This is a genomic window from Komagataeibacter medellinensis NBRC 3288, assembly GCF_000182745.2.
In the GTDB taxonomy this organism is placed as follows: domain Bacteria; phylum Pseudomonadota; class Alphaproteobacteria; order Acetobacterales; family Acetobacteraceae; genus Komagataeibacter; species Komagataeibacter medellinensis.
Genome location: NC_016027.1, coordinates 2133554 through 2152496 on the forward strand (window position 1 = coordinate 2133554; position 18943 = coordinate 2152496).

The following is an 18943-nucleotide window of genomic DNA, read 5'->3' on the forward strand; positions in this document are numbered from 1 at the left end:
GGCCTACATGGGCCGAATGGTCGTGTTTTTTCCTGTTCCGTTAACCGGAGTCGCCACTTCATGCCCTCATCCCTTCAGGGTCTTACCCCGCTGGCTGCAACCGATGCCCTGTTCTTTGAACGCGCCGGTGTCCGCCTTGGTCGCCCGGATGCCGAGCGCCTGGTCAACCAGGCGCTTACGGGCATGGATGATGGCGAGCTTTTCTTGGAATATCGTGAAAGCGAGGCGATTTCCCTTGATGAAGGCGTGATCCGCTCCGCAACCTTCGATACGTCATCCGGCTTTGGTCTGCGTGCCGTGCTGGAGGAGGAAACCGGCTTCGCCCATTCCGATGAAATCAGTGAAAATGCGATCCGCCGCGCGGCCGAGACCGTAACCCAGATCCGCGCCGGGCGCAGCGGCACGCTGGCTGCTGGCCCGCGCGCGACCAACCACCGCCTGTATCCTGACATCAACCCGCTGGGGGAGGGCACGTTTGCCTCCCGCGCGGCCATGCTGTCCGAGCTTGATGCCTATGCCCGTGCGCGTGACCCGCGCGTGGTGCAGGTCATGGCATCGCTTTCGGCGGAATGGCAGGCCGTGCAGATTATCCGCCCCGATGGCCAGCGCATGGCCGATATCCGCCCGCTGGTACGCATGAACGTATCGGTGGTGGTGGAGCACGACGGGCGGCGCGAAAGTGGTGGCCATGGACTGGGCGGGCGTTATGCCTATACCCGCCTATTGGCGCCACAGGTGTGGCAGGGCGCGGTGGACGAGGCCCTGCGTATGGCACTGGTCAACCTGGAAGCCCGGCCAGCCCCTGCGGGTGAGATGGAAGTGGTGTTGGGGGCCGGGTGGCCCGGCATCCTGTTGCATGAGGCCGTGGGTCACGGGCTGGAGGGTGATTTCAACCGCAAGGGCACCTCGGCCTTTGCCGGGCTGATGGGCAAGCGCGTGGCAGCAGCAGGTGTGACCGTGGTGGATGACGGCACCCTGCCTGAACGCCGGGGCAGCCTGACCATTGATGATGAGGGCACGCCGACCAGCCGCACCGTGATGATTGAGGATGGCATCCTGACCGGCTACCTGCAGGACCGGCTCAATGCCCGGCTGATGGGAGTGCCGACCACGGGCAACGGGCGGCGGCAGTCCTATGCCCATGCGCCCATGCCGCGCATGACCAACACCATTATGCTGGGTGGGGACGCCACGACCGAGGACATGATCCGCAGCACGAAGCGCGGGCTGTACGCGGTCAATTTTGGTGGCGGGCAGGTCGATATCACGTCGGGCAAGTTCGTGTTTGCCGCGTCCGAAGCCTACATGATCGAGGATGGAAAGGTCACATATCCCGTGCGTGGCGCCACCCTGATCGGCAATGGCGCGGATGCCATGACCAAGGTCACCATGATTGGGGGCGAACCCGCACTGGACCCCGGCATAGGCACCTGTGGCAAGTCGGGACAGGGGGTGCCGGTGGGTGTTGGCCAGCCTACGCTCAAGATGACCGGCCTGACTGTGGGTGGTACGGGCGGTTGAGCCATGAAAAATAAGGAATAAAAGTTTTCGGGTGCCGCCTTTTTTTAAAAGGCGGCGTTCTTTGAAGCTTTTTGGGAAAAAGCTTCACCAAAAACGTCTCTTACTTTCGTGCGGCGGCAATCACATCCTTCATGTGGTGGATGACTGCGGGCAACCCATCAAAGATGGCCTGACCGATCAGGAAATGCCCGATATTCAGTTCCATCACCTGTGGCAGGGCGGCGACCGGGCTGACATTCGCATAGGTCAGGCCATGGCCCGCATGAACCTCCAGCCCGCAGCGTGCCGCGTGGTCCGCCCCCGTGGTCAGGCGGCCGAGTTCCACGGCGCGCGCGGTGTCATCCACTGCATCGGCATAGGCACCAGTGTGCAGTTCCACCACGGCGGCCCCCAGTTGCGCTGCGGATTCGATCTGCGCGGCATCAGGGTCGATAAACAGCGAGACCCGGATTCCCGCATCCCGCATGCGGGCAATGCGCGGCGCAAGGCTGGCTACCTGCCCGCGCACGTCAAGCCCGCCCTCGGTCGTGACTTCCTGCCGCCGCTCGGGCACCAGGCAGCAGGCATGCGGGCGCAGGCGGGTGGCGATGGCGGTCATTTCTTCGGTAGCCGCCATTTCCATGTTCAGTGGAATGGCCAGTTCCGCGCGCAGGCGCTCAAGGTCGGTATCGCGGATGTGGCGGCGGTCCTCACGCAAATGGGCGGTAATGCCATCCGCCCCGGATTTCTGGGCCAGCAATGCCGCCAGTACCGGATCGGGATGCGGGCCGCCCCGTGCGTTGCGCACGGTGGCAACATGGTCGATGTTCACGCCCAGCCGGATCGGGATGGAGGAGGAAGCGCTCATGTCTGGTTCCTGTGTTGGGCCATCTGCCGTGCCATATCCAGGGCGGCCACAAGGCTGGCCGGGTCGGCCACGCCGCGCCCGGCTATGTCAAAGGCAGTGCCGTGATCGGGTGATGTGCGGATGATCGGCAGCCCCAGCGTGGTATTGACCCCGTTTGCCATGTCGATGGTCTTGAGCGGGATCAGCGCTTGGTCATGGTACATGCACATCGCTACATCGTAGCGCGCGCGGGCAGGGGGCGTGAACATGGTGTCCGGTGGCCAGGGGCCGGTGATATCCATGCCTTCGGCACGCAGGGTCTTCATGGCGGGGATGATGATCGTCTGCTCCTCCGTGCCCATACTGCCATCCTCGCCCGCATGCGGGTTCAGCCCGGCCATGGCGATGCGCGGGGCCGCAATGCCAAAATCCCGGATCAGGGCGGCATGGGTGGTACGGGTGGCGGTCATGATGCCCTCGGTCGTGAGTTCATCCAGCGCACGCCGCAGGCCGACATGGATGGTGATGGGCACCACGCGCAGTTCGGGGCAGGCCAGCATCATAACCTCGCGCCCCGGCACGTTGCACAATGCGGCAAGGTATTCGGTATGGCCGGGATAGGCGAAACCCGCTTTCTTCAGCACGATCTTGCTGATCGGGTTGGTCACCACAGCCCCTGCCTGCCCGTTGCGCGCCAGTTCCACCGCTCGTGCGATGGATGTGGTGATGGCGCCAGCATTGCGGCTGTCCGGTTCCCCGGCAATGGCCGGGGCGGCAAGGGGGATTGGTAGCACAGGCACCGCATGGGCAAACACATCCGCCGTCTGTCCGATGGTATCAATCTCACGCACCGGCACGCCAGAGCGCGCGATCAGCGCCGCATCGCCCAGCACGGCAAAGCGCAGACTGCTTTCGTGTAGGCTGCGCCACGCACCTGCCGTGATTTCCGGCCCGATCCCCGCCGGGTCCCCCATGGTCAGGGCAAGGGGACGGCTTTCCTCAGCCATCCTTGCGCGCCATGGCGTGCAGGATGCGGACCCATGAGCGCATGCCCTTGTGGAAGGAAGTCAGCTCATATTTTTCGTTGGGGGAATGGGCGCGGTCGTCATCCAGCGCAAAACCCACCAGCAGGGCGGGCATGCCCAGTATGCGCTGCATGTCGCCCGCCACCGGGATCGAGCCGCCACAGCCGATGGTCACGGCCGGGGTATCCCATTCCGCGCTCAGTGCGCGCAGTGTTGGTTGTAGTCCGAAGGCATCATTGGGCAGCGCGCTGGCGGTCGAGCCGCCACAGGGGGTAAAGGTCACCGTGCAGTCATCGGGCAGCATGGCGCGCACATGGGCACAGAAAGCCTGCCGGATATGAACGGGGTCCTGCCCCGCCACCAGCCGGAACGAGACCTTGGCCACCGCCTCGCCCGGCAGTACGGTCTTGAACCCTTCGCCGGTATAGCCGCTGGAAATGCCGTTGATCTCGAAGCTGGGGCGGCACCATGTCTGTTCGATGGCGGTGTAGCCTTTCTCGCCCGCTGGGACGGACAGCCCGACCTCACCCAGGAAGGTCGCGTCATCAGGTGCAATTTCGCGCCAGCGCGCGCGCAGGGCGGGAGCAGGCTCTTCCACGCCCGCGTAAAAGCCGGGCAGTACGACACGGCCGTCCCCATCGCGGATGGAGGACAGGATGCTGCACAGCAGTTCCGCCGGGTTGCGCGCAGCATTGCCGTATACGCCTGAATGCAGGTCGCGGGTTGCACAGCGCAGGTGGATTTCCTCGCCCAGCATGCCGCGCAGCGTGGTGGTTACGGCGGGTACGCCGGGCAGCATGGCGGTGTCGCAGATCAGTCCCACATCGGCGCGCAGTTCATCCCGGTGGCTGTCCATGAAGGGGACAAGGCTTGGGCCGCCGCATTCTTCCTCGCCCTCGATCAGCAGCGAGATATGCACCGGAAGCGTGCCCGTGGTGGCGCGGATGGCGCGGATGGCCTCGATGAAGGTCATCACCTGACCCTTGTCGTCCGATGCGCCGCGCGCCACGATGCGCGTGGTGCCATCAGCACCCGTTACCAGCTTCGGCTCGAACGGGCCGCTCTCCCACAGGTTCAGCGGATCGACAGGCTGGACATCGTAATGGCCATAGAACAGCACATGTGGCCCTTCGGGGGGCGTGCGGTCATGGGCAACCAGAATGGGGTGGCCGGGTGTTGCATGCAGCGTTACGTCAAACCCGAGTTCATCGAGTTGCGCATGCAGCCATTCCGCTGCCCGCCTGCAGTCATCTGCATGTTCGGGCTGGGTGGAAATGCTGGGAATGCGCAGGAAGGCAAACAGCCGTTCCAGCGCTGCATCAAGTGTGCGGTCCGCCTGTTCCAGAACGGGAGAAAGGGAAGGGGGGATACTGGTCATGCATTCTCCGTCATGTGACAGGCATCGGGCGGCCCGGATGGGATGAAAGGGATTTTGCCTGTTATGAAGCCAAAAGCAACGTGTCCCTGCGGGGCACGAAACTGGTTTGAGGAATATGCCTGCGTTTTGATGGGATAGGTCCACGCCGTACAGTCAGATCATGACCGGCCATGCAAAAGAATGTACGGAACATGCCAGCTCCTTACTTTTATTGATGACGATCAGGAAGACCTGAAGCCATTGTACAGTGAATATGGGGTCGTCTACCCATGTCCTGCACTGCCCTGAAGCGGATATTGTGGTATTTGATCAGCAGATTTAGGATGCAATGATCCTGCCTGCTGCCGCAGTGAGTTTTCCATAAAACTACGGATGGTGTGCAACGCCCGCGTGCTCAGCTCTGCCCGTGCAGGAACCCCAGCGCGGGCAGTGGCCGCCATGCGCGCGGCAGGTCCGCGCGGCGGTAGGGGCGGATAGTGTAATGGGGGATCGCAGTTTCATTGCGTTCAAGAAAATTGCGGTAGGCCGCGACCTGGCGGTTGCGCCATTCGCAATCCGCCTGGGCGGCGGTACGGGTGGGATAGATGCTGGCGATGCGCGTTTCGCGCCCGGTGGAAGTCACGACCGCCCATGATTCATCATGCCGCGCAGTGGTCCGGAATGCGACAACCTTGCCCATCTGCTTTGCCCCTGTTCCAGTTTACGGTAGCGTTCATGCAGGCAAGCATGGTCGTGGTCTGCAGTGCAAGCAGCGCGCTGATGAATTGATTTTCTTGCAGGTGTCCGTTGTTGGGGGTAGGGAACAGGATCATGATACGTCTTTTCATTACCCTGCCCGTGATCGTGGCACTGATCATTTTCGCGGCCTGCAATCAGGCGCCGGTGGAACTGTCATGGCTGCAGTGGAAATGGACGTCATCGCCCGGCGTGCTGGCCCTGCTGGTGGCCGCCCTGTTCTATGCCACCGGGTCAGCCAGTGTATGGATCGTGGTGCTGCGTCAGATGCGTCGTGCCCGCCGGGCTGAACAGGAACTGCGCGCCCTGCGCGCCAGCCTGCCAGCGGATGATGCTGCCGTTGCCCGCCCGGTAGGTCTGGCTTCCGCCCCGACCAGTTCCCCCATGGTGCAGGCCTATGCGGCGGCCCAGCCCGTAGCAGTGCACTCGCCCCCGGCTGCCGCAGGCACGGCTATGACCGAAGCCCCCCCTACACCGGAACGCCCTTCGGAATCCTGAACCCTTCCGGTCGCCCTGCCACAACCTGCTGTCTGTTTCTGGAGTACCGCCAATGCGTGGACGGTCCACCCGCCTGATTGTTGCCCTCGATACCAAGGACACGGCGCAGGCCGAGGTCCTGCGGCATGTAACTGCCCCTTATGTCGGGGCGGTCAAGCTGGGGCTGGAGTTCACTTATGCAAGCGGGCTGGAGGCGGTGCGCGCGGTGGCAGGGGACAGTCCGCTGTTCCTTGACCTGAAACTGCATGATATTCCCAACACCGTGGCTTCCGCCATTGGTAGCCTTGCTGCGGTCCGACCCGCCATGCTGACCATTCATGCATCGGGTGGTCGCGCCATGATCGCGGCGGCACGAGCGGCAGTGGATGCAACCTTTCCGGCACAGGCCCGGCCGTTGCTGCTGGGTGTGACGGTGCTGACCAGCATGGATGAAGCGGCCCTGCATGAAACAGGCGTTGCGGGCAGTGTGGCGGCACAGGTGATCCGCCTTGGTCGTTTGGCCATGGAAGCCGGGACGGACGGCCTGATCTGCTCCCCGCACGAGATTGCGCCCCTGCGGCAGGCACTGGGGGATGCGCCCGTTCTGGTGGTGCCCGGCATCCGCCCCACCGGGAGTGACGCAGGCGACCAGAAGCGGATCATGACCCCCGCACAGGCGCGCGAAGCGGGCGCGGACTGGATTGTGGTGGGCCGTCCCATTACCCGCGCCGCCGACCCGGCTGCTGCCGCTGCCGCAATCGCAGCCGAACTGGCGGCCTGAACATCAGAAAACAGAAGCATAAAGAAGTTTTTGGTAAAGCTTTTTCCAAAAAGCTTCAGAAAATGCTGTCTTTTCGGAAAAAGGTAGCACCCGAAAACTTTTATCCTTTTCAAACACCCTCCAAGGCGAACGGATGATGACGGTGCGTGTCAAGATATGCGGCCTGCGTGACCGTGCGGGGCTGGATGCGGCCTGTGAGGCAGGGGCGGACTGGGTCGGGTTCGTGTTCTTTGCCCGCTCGCCCCGCCATGTCACAGCGCAGGAAGCGGGCATGCTGGCGCGTACCATGCCCAAGGCAGGACCGCAGCGTATCGGCCTGTTTGTGCGCCCCACCGATGTGCAGATCGCGGAGGTGCTGGACCATGTGCCCCTTGATGGCCTGCAGATCTATGATGATGCGGCACGTGCCACGGCCATCCGGGCGCGTTTCGGCCTGCCGGTATGGCTGGCGGCGGGAATTGCCAGCAGGGCCGACCTGCCGCAGGCGTGCGCGGTGGATAGGCTGGTCATTGAATCACGCCCCCCCACCGGGTCGGACCGGCCTGGCGGCAATGCCCACCGCTTTGACTGGGTCCTGACACAGAAGTGGCAGGCCCCCGTACCCTGGCTGCTGGCAGGAGGTCTGGACCCGGATAATGTCCAGCTTGCCATACGCCAGAGCGGGGCGCGGGCGGTCGACGTTTCATCGGGGGTGGAATCCGCTCCCGGTATCAAGTCAGCCACCCTGATCCATCGCTTCGTGCAGGCTGCCCGAAACTCCGCCTGATCGCTAATAACCGCCGTAATAATAGCCACCATAATAGGCCGGTGGTGGCGGTGGTGGTGGTGGCGGCGGATAGGCATAAACCGGCGGCGGCGGATACCCGTAGACCGGATATCCGTAGGCTGGATAGCCATACCCGCCGTAATAGGGCCGGTAGCGGTAGGGTGACATGGCCACACCCAGCGCCGTGCCGGCGGCAATGCCCATGCCAAAGCCGCCCCAGCCCCAGCCGGGACGCCATCCCCAGCCGCCGCCACGCCAGCCACCACCATGCCATCCGCCGCCCCATCCACCTCCGTGCCAGGCATAGGCGGAGGGCGCGGGCAATACACCGACCAGCCCCATGGACACGGCCAGCAACAGGGCTACCTTACGCATATGCTCGCTTCCTTTTTCAGGCATCGTGCTGTTATCCGATATTGGCACAGGACAGGTAAATATCCACCTCATCCTGCATGCCTGTGTAACAAGACTGTTGTGATGGCAGGAGGATGCGGCATGTATGTGGCATTGCAGGTTGGTGACACGAAATTTTCTAAATAGACAGTTGATAAATATTAATAAAGATTTCTTCAGGTAGTGCTTTTCCCAAAGCAGGGAGCCTGAAGTTTTCTGAAAAAAGCTTCACCGGGAGCTTTCAGAAAGCTCATGGCTTCAGGGCATGCCATGGGCAGCAATGTCTACCCTCCCCCCGGATTGCGCCGTGTGCCCATCCATCCCCCCAGTCGCGCCAGTGCATCCTTCAGCGGTCCATCGGGCATGTCGTCAATCCGGACCGGGGCCGGGGTAGGCTGTCGCTGGGGGCGGGGTTGCGGGCGGGGAAGTACGGTCAGGTCCTGCACCATTTTTAGTCGTTTGACCACGCCCTGACCGCATGTGGTGTTGATGCGCGCGATCACGGTGGGGGCCAGGTGCTGTAGTTCCATCGCCACGGGGCCGGAGCAGGCAACCGTTAGTGTGCCCGCACCCAGCCTGCGTGGCACGGTCAGGGCCGCAAGGTGCGGGCCGACAATATCGGGCCAGTCCGTCATGACCTGCACCGCAGTGGCCGATTGCTTGCGAAACACAGGGCGGCTGACAGCGGGCAGCAGGGCCGCCAGACTGCGCGCGCGCATGGCCCGCCGGGGCGGCTCGACCGGAGTGGGAGCATTCTTTCGCTTGCTGGCGGGCGGCGGGTTCGTCATAAACGGGTCCGTGTTACCTTCTGCTGCCGATCTGTTACGCTGGTATGACCGGCACCGTCGCATCCTGCCATGGCGCGCCCTGCCGGGCCAGAGCGCAGATGCCTATCGGGTCTGGCTGAGCGAAATCATGCTCCAGCAGACCACGGTTACGGCGGTCATGCCGTATTTCGAGCGTTTCCTTGCCGCTTTCCCCGATGTGGGCGCACTGGCCCGCGCGCCGCAGGACCGGGTCATGGCGCTGTGGGCGGGTCTTGGCTACTACGCCCGCGCGCGCAACCTGCATGCCTGCGCGCAGGTTGTGGCGGCCAGCGGCGGCCGGTTTCCCGATACGGTGGAAGGGTTGCTGGAACTGCCGGGAATCGGTGCCTATACCGCTGCCGCCATTGCCGCCATCGCCTTTGGTCGCCCCGTCGTGCCGGTAGACGGGAATGTGGAGCGCGTGACCACACGCCTCTTTGCCCTGACTGATCCGCTGCCTGCTGCGCGCAAGGCCATAGCCCGCCGGGCCATGACGCTGAACGGGGATGCGCTTGCCCGCGCCCGCCCGTCTGATTTTGCTCAGGCACTGTTTGACCTGGGTGCCGGCATCTGCACGCCGCGCACGCCTGCCTGCGTGCTGTGTCCATGGCGGGAAACATGTGCTGCGAACCGGCAGGGAATCGCGGCCACCTTGCCGCGGCGTGCGGCAAAGCCCGTACGCCCGGTGCGCTACGGGGTGCATTTCTGCATGGTGGACAGTGCCGGCGGTCTGCTGCTGGTCCGTCGCCCCGAAAAGGGTCTGCTGGGCGGCATGATGGGCTTGCCGGGGCCGGTATGGCGTGACGCCCCATGGTCGGACACGGAAGCCATGGCCCATGCGCCCACGGCTTCTCGCCTGCGCCCGCAATGGCATAAGGTAGGGCAGGTCAAGCATGTCTTTACCCATTTCACCCTGCTGGTGGATGTCTATGCCGCGTGTGTGCAGAGCTTTCCCAATAGCCTGGTCGCAGCGGAGGGGATGGTCCACCGCACGGGGGATGATGAAGTGGCGCTGCCCTCGCTCATGCGCAAATGTATCAGTCTGGCGCAGTCCGCGCATGTTTTTGATTGACGTGGGTAGGAAACGCGCGGTTCACTGATTCCTGTCCGATAAGGAAAGGGACCGTTGATGTTCGCTTTTGTCCAGATGCTTTCCCCTGTTGTCGCCGTGCTGGGTATTGCCGGTGTCGCGCGTTATTTTACCTTGCAGGCCCAGGCATTGCAGCCCGTGCGGGTTCGCGCCCGCCGCCATGATCGGGGCATGTAAAGAGAGGTAGCAGAACCCTGTCTGCGCTGCTTTGCATCACGCCCCGGCTTCCTGTAGCAGCCATGGCATGACATTCATGACCATACAACGCGCGGCACCATACAAAGATGTCGCGCCACGCACCGGGGTGCTACTGAGCAATCTGGGCACCCCGGATGGTACCGGCTATGCGGCCGTGCGGCGGTATCTGGCGGAATTCCTGTCGGACCGGCGTATTATCGAAGCCAGCCCCCTGATCTGGAAGCCTATCCTCTATGGGCCGGTGCTGACTTTCCGCCCCCGTAAGTCGGGCGAGGCATATCACCGGATCTGGCATCACGACCGTGATGAAAGCCCGCTACGCACCTATACGCGTGATCAGGCCGAAGGGCTGGGCGCAAGGCTGGCGGCGGATAATGTGCCAGTGGCATGGGGCATGCGCTATGGCGCGCCTTCCATCCGTCAGGCGTTGCATGAACTGGTGGCGCAGGGCTGTGATCGGATCCTGCTGGCCCCGCTTTACCCGCAATACAGCGCGACCACCACGGCCACGGCCAACGATCAGGCGTTCCGTGTGCTCATGCGCATGCGCAACCAGCCCGCCATTCGTACCCTGCCAGCCTTTTCTGACCATCCGGCCTATATTGCAGCGTTGGCCCGTTCCATTACTGCCCGGCTCAAGACGCTGGATTTCATGCCGCAGATGATCGTGGCGTCCTTCCATGGTCTGCCCAGGGTGTATGTGGAAAAGGGCGATAGCTATGCGGATGAATGCGCGCGCACCATAACCGCCCTGCGCCGCGCCATGGGATACGACGCCCAGATGATGCCGCTGACCTTCCAGTCCCGCTTTGGTCCGGCAAAATGGCTGGAGCCCTATACTGCCCCGTTTATCGAATCCCTGCCCGCGCAGGGGATCGAGCGTATTGCCGTGATCACACCCGGATTCATCTCCGACTGTATCGAAACGCTGGACGAAATCGGCAACGAGGCAGGCGATGCTTTTATCAAGGCGGGGGGTAAGGAACTGGCGCTGATCCCGTGCCTGAACAATTCCCCTGATGCCATTGACCTGCTTGAAACTCTTGTGCGGCAAGAATTGCAGGGTTGGATGCCGCGCCAGCCGTAGTCGGATTGTGCGACAACTCTGCCCGGTATCCAGAAAAAACTTTTCAAAACAGTATATTATAATCAATCTGGTCGCCGCGATCATCAGCTTACGCTCATTCCCAACAGGCTCCAGACAGTCTTAAAAAAAGGGCGGCACCATCATGGTACCGCCTTTTTTGTGGTTTCTGTTTTCGTGTGCGATCCGGTTCAGCTTTTCTCTTGCTGCCGGGCCACGAAGTTTTCCAGCCAGTGGATGGTGTAATCACCCTTGCGGAACTGGGGGTCTTCCAGAATCTTGCGGTGCAGCGGGATGACCGTCTTGACGCCTTCGATCACGAACTCATCCAGCGCGCGGCGCATGCGTTCGATGGCCTCAAGCCGCGTGGGCGCGCGCACGATCAGCTTGGCGATCATGCTGTCGTAATACGGCGGCACGCGGTAACCCGCATAAAGCGCGCTGTCGATTCGCACGCCCAGCCCTCCCGGCGGGTGATAGACAGTAATCGTGCCCGGCGTGGGCATGAAGGTCTGCGGGTCTTCGGCATTGATGCGGCATTCGATCGCATGGCCGGAGAACTTGATGTCCGACTGGCTGTAGCCCATCGGTTCGCCCGCCGCGATGCGGATCTGCTCGCGTACCAGGTCCACATCACACACCATTTCCGTCACCGGATGTTCCACCTGAAGGCGGGTGTTCATCTCGATGAAGCAGAACTGCCCGTCCTGGTACAGGAACTCAAGCGTGCCGGCGTTGCGGTAGCCGAGCTTTGTCAGGGCGGAGGTTGCAATCTGGCCGATCTCGTCACGCTGCTGCGCGGTCAGGGCGGGGGAGCCTGCTTCTTCGAGCAGTTTCTGGTGGCGGCGCTGCAGCGAGCAGTCGCGCTCGCCAAAATGCACCACGTTACCATGCGTGTCCGCCATGATCTGCAGTTCGATATGACGCGGCTTGTCGAGGTATTTCTCGAGATAGACCTCATCATTGCCAAATGCGGCACGGGCCTCGGTGCGGGCCACGCTCCACGCTTCCTCCAGGTCGGCCTCGGTGGGGGCAACCTTCATGCCGCGCCCGCCGCCGCCTGCCGCCGCCTTGATCAGTACGGGGTAGCCAACTTTCGCCGCGACCTCGCGCGCCTGCTCAAGGCTTTCCAGCGCGCCGTCCGATCCGGGGACTAGCGGCACGCCTAGCGCCATCATGGTGGTCTTGGCGGTGATCTTGTCACCCATCATGCGGATATGTTCCGCCGTGGGGCCGATGAAGGTAATGCCGTGGGCTTCCACCGTTTCGGCAAAATCGGCGTTTTCCGACAGGAAGCCGTAACCGGGATGGATCGCATCCGCACCCGTGATGGTGGCGGCCGACAGGATGGCCGCGACATTCAGGTACGAGTCGCGGCTGGCCGGCGGGCCGATGCACACCGCTTCATCCGCCAGGCGGACATACATGGCATCCGCATCCGCAGTGGAATGCACGGCAACGGTGGGAATGCCCAGTTCGCGGCAGGCCCGCAGGATGCGCAGGGCGATCTCGCCACGATTGGCAATGAGGATCTTGGAAAACATTACTCTATGATGACCAGCGCTTCGCCGAACTCGACCGGCTCACCCGATTCGATCAGTACCTTGCTCAGCGTGCCCGCGCGTGGCGCCTTGATCTGGTTGAAGGTCTTCATCGCCTCAATCAGCAGCAGGGTCTGGCCCGCAGTGACCTGCTGGCCTTCGGTTACGAAGGGAGGGGAAGACGGGTCGGGTGCCAGATAGGCCACACCCACCATGGGGCTGGTCACGGCGCCGGGGTGCTTGGACAGGTCGCCCGCAGGGGCTTCCGCCGGAGCCACGGGTGCAGCCTGCGGGGCTGCCACAGGTGCCGGGGCCGGCACGGCGTGGGCGACGGGGGTGGCCGCGCGGACCACGCGGATGCGATTGTCCTTTTCCGCGATCTCGATCTCGGTCAGGCCGGTATCGGTCAGAATCTCAGCCAATGCCCGAATGGCATCCGCATCCACGAGCAGTCGGCTCATTGATCGTCCTCGTCCAGAATCATGTCTGTCATGGCCTGAAGCGCCAGAGCATACCCCCGTACGCCCAGCCCGCATATGACGCCAATGGCGGCGCGGGAGACGTAGGAGTGATGACGGAAGGCTTCACGGCGGTGAATGTTGGAGATGTGCACCTCGATCACGGGCAGATCAACGGCAAGAAGCGCGTCAAGGATTGCGACCGAAGTGTGGGAATAGGCTGCCGGGTTGATGATGATGCCGCGTGCGCGGCCCCGGCATTCCTGTATCCATGAAACGAGCTCCCCCTCCCCATTGGTCTGGCGGAAGTCAATGGCCACATCCAGCCGTTCGGCGGCCTGTACACAGACCTGCTCTACGTCATCAAGGGTGGCGTGACCATAGACCTCGGGCTGCCTGAGTCCGAGCATATTGAGGTTGGGGCCGTTCAGCACGGCAATGAGAGGGCGCTCCATGATGCACGCGCCTAGCACGCTCACCGCCGTGTTCCAAGCCTGTTGATGGATGGCGTGATCCTGAAGCCCATTATTCCCGCCATCCGTGGCGGCCCGCACGCATGGCTACCGACAGGAGTGTAATGATAGGATAATGGACCATATCGTGCTATACTCAGGCCATGACTGGATATCCCGATCACCACTGCGGTGGCGCGGGGACAGGTTATGGCCCTGCGACACGTCTTGCATGGCCGGTTGTCATGGCCTGTCTCATGCTGGCGGTTTCCGGCGCCACGAATGTCGCCTGCGCGATGGCACGCCATGGTGCGGTCATGCGGCACGGTGCGCGGGGCCTGGTGCGGCGCGCGCCAGCCCTGTCACGGCCCCCTGTCATGTCATATGTGCCCCTGCACTGGAGCCAGCATGGCGTGGCAAGTTGGTATGGCAAGGGCCGAGGCACCGCATCGGGGGAGGGATTTGATCCCGGTGCCCTTACGGCGGCCCATACACAGTTGCCTTTTGGCACCCGTCTGCTGGTGCGCTCCAGGCAGACAGGGCGGTCCGTTATCGTGCGCGTCAATGACAGGGGGCCGTTTGGTGCCCACCGGATCCTTGACCTTTCGCGTGAGGCGGCGCGCCAGCTTGGCATGCTGGGCGCAGGCACGGCCCTTGTCGATGTAGAACTCGCCGATGAGGAAGTGGCCAGCGCCCCGCGCTAGGGCAGGCACCAGACCTTATAGTGACTGGTGCTTGGTCCAGCCTTCCATCGTGTTGTCGGTCGCGCAGCGCAGGTTCATCTCGATTTCCAGACCCGCGTTCAGTTCCGCGCCAAGCAGTACCACATAGGCCGAGACATAGAACCACATCATGATGGCGATGAACGCACCCAGCGGCCCGTATGTGGCGCTGTAGCTCGCGATATGGCTGACATAATAGGAAAACCCTGAAGACGAGAGTAGCCACAGCAGCGTGGCCCCCACCGAGCCGGGCAGGATGCAGCGCCAGTAGGTATGCGGTCGGTTCGGCCCGAAGCGGTACAGCACCGAACAGAGCGACAGCACGAACAGCAGCATGAGGAAGGGGGCGCCCATGTGGATCAGCAGTTCAACCGAACCCGGCGGCGGTGCCAGTGACAGGTGCTCGGGCAGGTAGTCCAGCAGGAACGGCAGCGCCACCATGAGCGCAAGCGTGAGGATACCACCGCAGATCGAACAGAACGTGAGCGCTATGCTCATGCCCTGGAAGCGCACGAAGCTGCGTGTCTCGGGTGTGTTGTAGGCCACGTTCATCGCCATGATCAGCGAACGCGTGGCCGCCGAGGCCGACCACGTGGCGATCATGGTGGAAATGATCAGGTTGAACGTCAGGGAGGAATGCGATTCGGCCACCAGCAGGTGGATCCTGTCGCCAATGACATCATAGGCGGAAGGGGGCAGCAGGTTACGCAGCACCACAAGCTGCGGCTCCACCGTCTGTAAATCAAACAGCAGCCCATAAAGGGAGATGAGCGTGCTCATGGCCGGAAACAATGAAAGGGTGGCGTAGAACGCGCACCCCGCCGCAGCCAGCGTGATCTGGTCCGATACGATATTGCGGGCGACCTGCCGCAGCACCTTCTTGACCTGCGCCCATGAGAAATGGAGCAGGTGGGGGGTCGGTGAGGGGGTTTCCGTCATAATGATTTCGGTGGATGAGGAACCAATCAATGGGAAATTCGTGTCCTGTTATGGAGCCTGTGGTCAGGATGGCGGATTCTGGCCGCCACCATGTGTGCATTGTGCCACGATGATGCCAGCCTAGGGTAAAAACTGCATAAAAGGATGATTTTTCTATTGCATGGCGCGCGTATTGTCCTCATATGCGCTTCCTACGCAACAACGCACGTGCCACTGGCCCTCTGAGGTTACGCAACGACGTCAAGCGTTCTGGCAATCGGGCCACCACACAGGTGGGGGTCCTTATTGGTCGCTGGTCCGTTAGACCGTTTCGCAACATCTGTCCGTTTGTGCAATTCCAGAATTGTATTCATCCGGGCGGCAGAACAGAAGGGATTTGGGTGCGATGACTCCCAAAATCGCTCGTTATCTGGCTGAGCAGACCCCTGCAACGCCTTGCCTTGTCGTTGACGTTGACCGGGTGGAAGAACGCTATCGCGCGCTGCGCGAAGCGCTGCCCCTGGCCCGGATCTACTATGCCGTCAAGGCGAATCCCGCCAACGCCATCCTCCGCCGCCTTGTCGGTCTGGGGTCCGCATTCGATGCCGCATCGTGGGAAGAGATTTCCATGTGCCTTGAAGCCGGCGCCCGTGCGGCCGACATCTCGTTTGGCAATACGGTCAAGAAGGCCAGCAACATTGCCCGCGCCTATCAGGCTGGGGTGGATATGTTCGCCTTTGACTGCGCGGAAGAGCTGGACAAGCTGGCCCGCCACGCGCCGGGCTCACGCGTCTACTGCCGCCTGATCGTGGAGAACGAGGGGGCGGACTGGCCGCTGTCGCGCAAGTTCGGCACCACGCTGGACAATGCGCGTGACCTCATGCTCCGTGCCCGCGAGCTGGGGCTGGAGCCGTATGGCCTGTCCTTCCACGTTGGCAGCCAGCAGACGGAAACCGGGGCATATGAAGCGGCAATCGCCCGTGTAGGCATGCTGTTTACCGACCTGAAGGCCGCAGGTCTTGAGTTGCGCATGATCAACCTTGGCGGTGGCTTCCCCATCCGCTACCGCGAGGACGTGCCGGGCATCGACCGTTTTGCCGTGGCGATCAGCCATGCCATGACCGAGCATTTCGGCAACGACCTGCCGGAAATGATCATCGAGCCGGGGCGCTTCATGGTGGGTGACGCGGGCGTGGTCTCGTCGGAAGTGGTGCTGGTCAGCCGCCGTGGCATGAATGATGGCGTGCGCTGGGTCTATCTGGACATTGGTCGTTTTGGCGGCCTGGCCGAGACCGAGGGCGAAGCCATCCGCTACGGTATCCGCACCGCGCATGATGGCATGGAAACCGGTCCGGTCGCCATTGCTGGTCCCACCTGCGATGGGGCTGACATCATGTACGAAAAAACGTCCTACGCCCTGCCGCTCGGGCTGGAGTCGGGGGACCGGATCGAACTGCTGTCTACCGGTGCGTATGTCTCGACTTACTGCTCTACCGGGTTCAACGGCCTCAAGCCGATCATGGAACACTATATCTGAGTCCAGCGCCTGAAGTGCTCTGTGAAACGTAGGGAAGTTTTTGGTTAAGTCTTTTTTTCAAAAAGCCTCACGGCACCTCGCCTTTTTGAAAAAAGGCGGCACCCAGAAACGTCTCGATTTTTATAAAAGGGCGGATCGGTCGTAGTCTCTAGAACGGCGCGCGATTTCAGGGCGGCAGGATGAAAGTCTTGCCGCCCTGCGCATATCGGGAGAATACAGGCGGCAGTCCAACCCATGCCAGAGGTGTCCCACCTGTGTCCTTTTCTACAGTATTGCGCAGTTGCTGCGTGTTCGTCACGGTGCTGGGCGGCCTTGCCGCGCGAGCGGATGCAGCACCCGTTCTGGTCCATGCGGAACCGGCGGCAGGCCAGCTTGTACCGGCGGGTAATGTCGCGCTGAAGCTGTCTTTCAATAGTGTGATCGACCCGTTCCGTGCCCGCCTGCTGCTGCTTGGCCCAAGCGGGGTGCCGCAACTCCTGCCGGCATCCCCCACCGATGACGAACAGCATGGTCTGGCCACCACCGTGGCGCTGGCGCCGGGGCATTACGTGCTGCATTGGCGCATGCGCGGGCAGGCGGGCGACCCGGCGCAGGGTACGCTGCCGTTTGATGTGGGCGCAGCCCCGGGCACGACAGCACTCCCTGCTTCAGCATCTTCCAGCCCGGTCGCGGCTTCCGTAGTAAAAAAATAGGGCGGACTATTCCACCGCAGCCCGCAGACCGGCTCCCGCTGCCAGCGGGCAGAGTGGAATGGCCGCAGCCAGGAAAGCCCCCAGTAGTTCAAGGTCCGGCCCCCATGAGAGGCCGGTCTGCGCCGCATCGAGTGCGGCCGCGCCAAAGATCAGCGCGGGCGTGGTCAGCGGCAGCACCAGCAGCGGCAGCAGCACGCCCCCACGCCGCGCGCCCAGCACGACCGAGGCCGCCATCCCGCCAATAAGCGACAGGATGAGCGTACCCAGCAGCAGCCCGATCAGCAGGACCGGCATGCTGGGGGTTGGCATGCCCAGCATGATGGCCAGCGGCCCCGCCGCCAGCAGGAGCGGCAGGCCGGTTGTCAGCCAGTGGGCGATCATTTTCGCCAGTGCGATCAGCGATGGTGGCAGCCCGGTCATGAGTAGCTGGTCCAGAGAGCCATCTTCCAGCTCCGAGCCGAACAGCCGGTCCAACGGCAGCAGGGCTGCCAGCAGCGCACACACCCATACAATGCCGGGCGCCATGCGCCGCAGCAGCTCGGGTGAGGGGCCAAGCGCCAGCGGGAACAGCGCACCGGCCAGGATAAAGAACAGCACGGCCCCGAGCGTGTCCGCCCCATGGCGCAGGGCAAGGCGCAGGTCACGTTCCAGGATGGCCATGATGAGGGAGGGAATCCGGAATGTCACAGCAGGTCGTCCTCGGGGAAATCCTCGATCGGTTGCGAGATGTCGGATTCGTTCAGGCCCGGCAGCGCCAGCGTGCGGGCATGGGGAAGGGGCAGCGGAACGTGGGTGGTTGCAATCACAATTCCGCCAGCCTGCCGGTGGGCCGCAAACAGCGTGCCCAGCAGGTCCATGGTGTTGATATCCAGCCCCAGGCTTGGCTCATCAAGCAGCCAGAGCGGGGCCTGCGCCAGCAGTACGCGCGCCAGAGCCGCGCGGCGTTTCTGCCCGGCTGAGAGCATGCGCGCGGGCAGTTCGGCCAAGCCCAGGATATTGAGTGAATCCATGCACAGGTCAGGATTTCCGCCGCTTGCGCGCATGGCAAGGGTCAGGTTTTCGCGCAGGGTCAGCCCCAGCTTGAGCGCATCCTGGTGGCCCAGATAGGCAACGCGGCCAGCGTGCTGGCTCCGGTCGGCCAGCGCATCCACGCCAGCCCACAGCACATGGCCGCCTTCCGGTTTGCGCAATCCGGCCAGTACACGCAGCAAAGTGGACTTGCCAGCACCGTTCGGTCCGGTCAGGAGCAGGGCGTCACCAGCCCCAAGCGTAAAGCTGACACGATCCAGAACCAGCCGTTCACCGCGGAAAACCGATATATTTTCCACTTCCAGCAATGGGCGGCCGGGGGGGGTAAAGGCAGGAATGACGGAAATCCTCCAATCGGTGGGTCAGGGGCGGCATAAGCGAAAAAAACGCCTGCTCCCGGTTTCTTGTTACCGGGTCCAGCTTGTGTCGCAACCGCGTCCGGGTATGTTCTACCCCCGTTGGGAGATCAAGCAGGTTGTCCCCGACAAGGCCGCAAACCCCGCGCCATGGAAGT

Annotated in this window: 22 protein-coding genes; 10 read left to right on the plus strand and 12 right to left on the minus strand. The window is 62.8% G+C overall.

The annotated features are described in order from the left end of the window. Positions 1 to 60: 60 nt before the first annotated feature. Positions 61 to 1521, plus strand: a complete 1461-nt coding sequence (gene tldD, locus GLX_RS09970) for a metalloprotease TldD (RefSeq protein ID WP_041247341.1) — start codon at positions 61 to 63, stop codon at positions 1519 to 1521. Between the two features lie 100 nt (positions 1522 to 1621). On the opposite strand, the gene GLX_RS09975 is transcribed toward tldD, so the two are convergent. The 4 genes from GLX_RS09975 to GLX_RS09990 all read right to left on the minus strand — a co-directional run bounded on the left by GLX_RS09975 (position 1622) and on the right by GLX_RS09990 (position 5429). Further along, positions 1622 to 2368 carry a pyridoxine 5'-phosphate synthase gene (locus GLX_RS09975; RefSeq protein ID WP_014105844.1) on the minus strand — a complete coding sequence of 249 codons (747 nt, stop codon included), beginning with the start codon at positions 2366 to 2368 and terminating at the stop codon, positions 1622 to 1624. Continuing rightward, positions 2365 to 3354: a 4-hydroxythreonine-4-phosphate dehydrogenase PdxA gene (gene pdxA / locus GLX_RS09980; RefSeq protein WP_014105845.1), complete on the minus strand. Its 990-nt coding sequence runs from the start codon at positions 3352 to 3354 to the stop codon at positions 2365 to 2367. Before pdxA ends, GLX_RS09975 begins: the two co-directional genes overlap by 4 nt. Next, positions 3347 to 4750, minus strand: coding sequence for a dipeptidase (locus GLX_RS09985; RefSeq protein WP_014105846.1), 1404 nt, complete (start codon positions 4748 to 4750; stop codon positions 3347 to 3349). Before GLX_RS09985 ends, pdxA begins: the two co-directional genes overlap by 8 nt. A 394-nt stretch (positions 4751 to 5144) precedes the next feature. Next, the gene (locus tag GLX_RS09990) at positions 5145 to 5429 is read right to left on the minus strand and encodes a hypothetical protein (protein ID WP_014105847.1); all 285 of its coding nucleotides are present in this window, start codon (positions 5427 to 5429) and stop codon (positions 5145 to 5147) included. Positions 5430 to 5560: 131 nt separating this feature from the next. On the opposite strand from GLX_RS09990, the gene GLX_RS09995 reads away from it, so the two are divergent. From GLX_RS09995 to GLX_RS10005, 3 genes are all read left to right on the plus strand, one after another. Then, entirely contained in the window at positions 5561 to 5983 is a 423-nt protein-coding gene (locus tag GLX_RS09995) for a LapA family protein (protein WP_014105848.1), read from the plus strand. 52 nt (positions 5984 to 6035) lie between these two features. Further along, on the plus strand, positions 6036 to 6743 hold the full coding sequence (pyrF, locus tag GLX_RS10000; protein ID WP_014105849.1) for an orotidine-5'-phosphate decarboxylase: 708 nt from the start codon (positions 6036 to 6038) through the stop codon (positions 6741 to 6743). Positions 6744 to 6879: 136 nt separating this feature from the next. After that, positions 6880 to 7509 carry a phosphoribosylanthranilate isomerase gene (locus tag GLX_RS10005; protein WP_041247342.1) on the plus strand — a complete coding sequence of 210 codons (630 nt, stop codon included), beginning with the start codon at positions 6880 to 6882 and terminating at the stop codon, positions 7507 to 7509. A 3-nt stretch (positions 7510 to 7512) separates the two neighbouring features. Here GLX_RS10005 and GLX_RS10010 read toward each other — a convergent pair whose 3' ends face one another. Continuing rightward, positions 7513 to 7884, minus strand: coding sequence for a hypothetical protein (locus tag GLX_RS10010; protein ID WP_041247343.1), 372 nt, complete (start codon positions 7882 to 7884; stop codon positions 7513 to 7515). 302 nt (positions 7885 to 8186) lie between these two features. Then, positions 8187 to 8621, minus strand: a complete 435-nt coding sequence (locus tag GLX_RS10015) for a DUF721 domain-containing protein (protein ID WP_014105852.1) — start codon at positions 8619 to 8621, stop codon at positions 8187 to 8189. A gap of 79 nt (positions 8622 to 8700) precedes the next feature. Here GLX_RS10015 and GLX_RS10020 point away from each other — a divergent pair, with 79 nt between their 5' ends. The 3 genes from GLX_RS10020 to hemH all read left to right on the plus strand — a co-directional run bounded on the left by GLX_RS10020 (position 8701) and on the right by hemH (position 11083). Beyond that, positions 8701 to 9780, plus strand: a complete 1080-nt coding sequence (locus tag GLX_RS10020; protein ID WP_041247793.1) for an A/G-specific adenine glycosylase — start codon at positions 8701 to 8703, stop codon at positions 9778 to 9780. Positions 9781 to 9837: 57 nt separating this feature from the next. Beyond that, the gene (locus GLX_RS18630) at positions 9838 to 9975 is read left to right on the plus strand and encodes a hypothetical protein (RefSeq protein ID WP_167537201.1); all 138 of its coding nucleotides are present in this window, start codon (positions 9838 to 9840) and stop codon (positions 9973 to 9975) included. Positions 9976 to 10042: 67 nt separating this feature from the next. After that, entirely contained in the window at positions 10043 to 11083 is a 1041-nt protein-coding gene (gene hemH / locus GLX_RS10025; protein WP_014105854.1) for a ferrochelatase, read from the plus strand. A gap of 188 nt (positions 11084 to 11271) precedes the next feature. Here the strand turns inward: hemH and accC are convergent, their stop codons facing one another. Genes accC through aroQ form a run of 3 tightly spaced genes read right to left on the minus strand, consistent with a single transcriptional unit; the run spans position 11272 to position 13534 of the window. Then, positions 11272 to 12624, minus strand: coding sequence for an acetyl-CoA carboxylase biotin carboxylase subunit (gene accC, locus GLX_RS10030; protein ID WP_014105855.1), 1353 nt, complete (start codon positions 12622 to 12624; stop codon positions 11272 to 11274). After that, positions 12624 to 13082, minus strand: a complete 459-nt coding sequence (locus GLX_RS10035) for an acetyl-CoA carboxylase biotin carboxyl carrier protein (protein ID WP_014105856.1) — start codon at positions 13080 to 13082, stop codon at positions 12624 to 12626. The genes accC and GLX_RS10035 overlap by 1 nt, the downstream gene beginning before the upstream one ends. Continuing rightward, positions 13079 to 13534 (minus strand): type II 3-dehydroquinate dehydratase, encoded by a 456-nt coding sequence (gene aroQ, locus GLX_RS10040; RefSeq protein WP_010514708.1) that lies wholly within the window; start codon positions 13532 to 13534, stop codon positions 13079 to 13081. Before aroQ ends, GLX_RS10035 begins: the two co-directional genes overlap by 4 nt. A gap of 161 nt (positions 13535 to 13695) precedes the next feature. On the opposite strand from aroQ, the gene GLX_RS10045 reads away from it, so the two are divergent. Then, positions 13696 to 14235 carry a septal ring lytic transglycosylase RlpA family protein gene (locus GLX_RS10045; RefSeq protein ID WP_014105857.1) on the plus strand — a complete coding sequence of 180 codons (540 nt, stop codon included), beginning with the start codon at positions 13696 to 13698 and terminating at the stop codon, positions 14233 to 14235. A gap of 15 nt (positions 14236 to 14250) precedes the next feature. On the opposite strand, the gene GLX_RS10050 is transcribed toward GLX_RS10045, so the two are convergent. Next, complete coding sequence (locus GLX_RS10050; protein WP_014105858.1) at positions 14251 to 15192, minus strand: YihY/virulence factor BrkB family protein; 942 nt, start codon at positions 15190 to 15192, stop codon at positions 14251 to 14253. A gap of 385 nt (positions 15193 to 15577) precedes the next feature. On the opposite strand from GLX_RS10050, the gene GLX_RS10055 reads away from it, so the two are divergent. Further along, a complete protein-coding gene (locus tag GLX_RS10055; RefSeq protein WP_014105859.1) occupies positions 15578 to 16708 on the plus strand; it encodes a type III PLP-dependent enzyme in 1131 nt (376 codons plus the stop codon). A 254-nt stretch (positions 16709 to 16962) separates the two neighbouring features. After that, a complete protein-coding gene (locus GLX_RS10060) occupies positions 16963 to 17400 on the plus strand; it encodes a copper resistance CopC family protein (protein WP_050856116.1) in 438 nt (145 codons plus the stop codon). Between the two features lie 6 nt (positions 17401 to 17406). Here the strand turns inward: GLX_RS10060 and ccmB are convergent, their stop codons facing one another. Then, positions 17407 to 18060, minus strand: coding sequence for a heme exporter protein CcmB (ccmB, locus tag GLX_RS10065; RefSeq protein ID WP_041247344.1), 654 nt, complete (start codon positions 18058 to 18060; stop codon positions 17407 to 17409). Between the two features lie 23 nt (positions 18061 to 18083). Beyond that, entirely contained in the window at positions 18084 to 18728 is a 645-nt protein-coding gene (ccmA, locus tag GLX_RS10070; protein WP_193360643.1) for a heme ABC exporter ATP-binding protein CcmA, read from the minus strand. Positions 18729 to 18943 lie beyond the last annotated feature (215 nt).

Bases quoted from the DNA above. Each gene is read 5' to 3' on its own strand.
- tldD (WP_041247341.1), top strand. From the start codon at position 61: ATGCCCTCATCCCTTCAGGGTCTTACCCCGCTGGCTGCAACCGATGCC.
- GLX_RS09975 (WP_014105844.1), bottom strand. From the start codon at position 2,368: ATGAGCGCTTCCTCCTCCATCCCGATCCGGCTGGGCGTGAACATCGAC.
- pdxA (WP_014105845.1), bottom strand. From the start codon at position 3,354: ATGGCTGAGGAAAGCCGTCCCCTTGCCCTGACCATGGGGGACCCGGCG.
- GLX_RS09985 (WP_014105846.1), bottom strand. From the start codon at position 4,750: ATGACCAGTATCCCCCCTTCCCTTTCTCCCGTTCTGGAACAGGCGGAC.
- GLX_RS09990 (WP_014105847.1), bottom strand. From the start codon at position 5,429: ATGGGCAAGGTTGTCGCATTCCGGACCACTGCGCGGCATGATGAATCA.
- GLX_RS09995 (WP_014105848.1), top strand. From the start codon at position 5,561: ATGATACGTCTTTTCATTACCCTGCCCGTGATCGTGGCACTGATCATT.
- pyrF (WP_014105849.1), top strand. From the start codon at position 6,036: ATGCGTGGACGGTCCACCCGCCTGATTGTTGCCCTCGATACCAAGGAC.
- GLX_RS10005 (WP_041247342.1), top strand. From the start codon at position 6,880: ATGACGGTGCGTGTCAAGATATGCGGCCTGCGTGACCGTGCGGGGCTG.
- GLX_RS10010 (WP_041247343.1), bottom strand. From the start codon at position 7,884: ATGCGTAAGGTAGCCCTGTTGCTGGCCGTGTCCATGGGGCTGGTCGGT.
- GLX_RS10015 (WP_014105852.1), bottom strand. From the start codon at position 8,621: ATGCGCGCGCGCAGTCTGGCGGCCCTGCTGCCCGCTGTCAGCCGCCCT.
- GLX_RS18630 (WP_167537201.1), top strand. From the start codon at position 9,838: ATGTTCGCTTTTGTCCAGATGCTTTCCCCTGTTGTCGCCGTGCTGGGT.
- hemH (WP_014105854.1), top strand. From the start codon at position 10,043: ATGACATTCATGACCATACAACGCGCGGCACCATACAAAGATGTCGCG.
- accC (WP_014105855.1), bottom strand. From the start codon at position 12,624: ATGTTTTCCAAGATCCTCATTGCCAATCGTGGCGAGATCGCCCTGCGC.
- GLX_RS10035 (WP_014105856.1), bottom strand. From the start codon at position 13,082: ATGAGCCGACTGCTCGTGGATGCGGATGCCATTCGGGCATTGGCTGAG.
- aroQ (WP_010514708.1), bottom strand. From the start codon at position 13,534: ATGGAGCGCCCTCTCATTGCCGTGCTGAACGGCCCCAACCTCAATATG.
- GLX_RS10045 (WP_014105857.1), top strand. From the start codon at position 13,696: ATGACTGGATATCCCGATCACCACTGCGGTGGCGCGGGGACAGGTTAT.
- GLX_RS10050 (WP_014105858.1), bottom strand. From the start codon at position 15,192: ATGACGGAAACCCCCTCACCGACCCCCCACCTGCTCCATTTCTCATGG.
- GLX_RS10055 (WP_014105859.1), top strand. From the start codon at position 15,578: ATGACTCCCAAAATCGCTCGTTATCTGGCTGAGCAGACCCCTGCAACG.
- ccmB (WP_041247344.1), bottom strand. From the start codon at position 18,060: ATGGCCATCCTGGAACGTGACCTGCGCCTTGCCCTGCGCCATGGGGCG.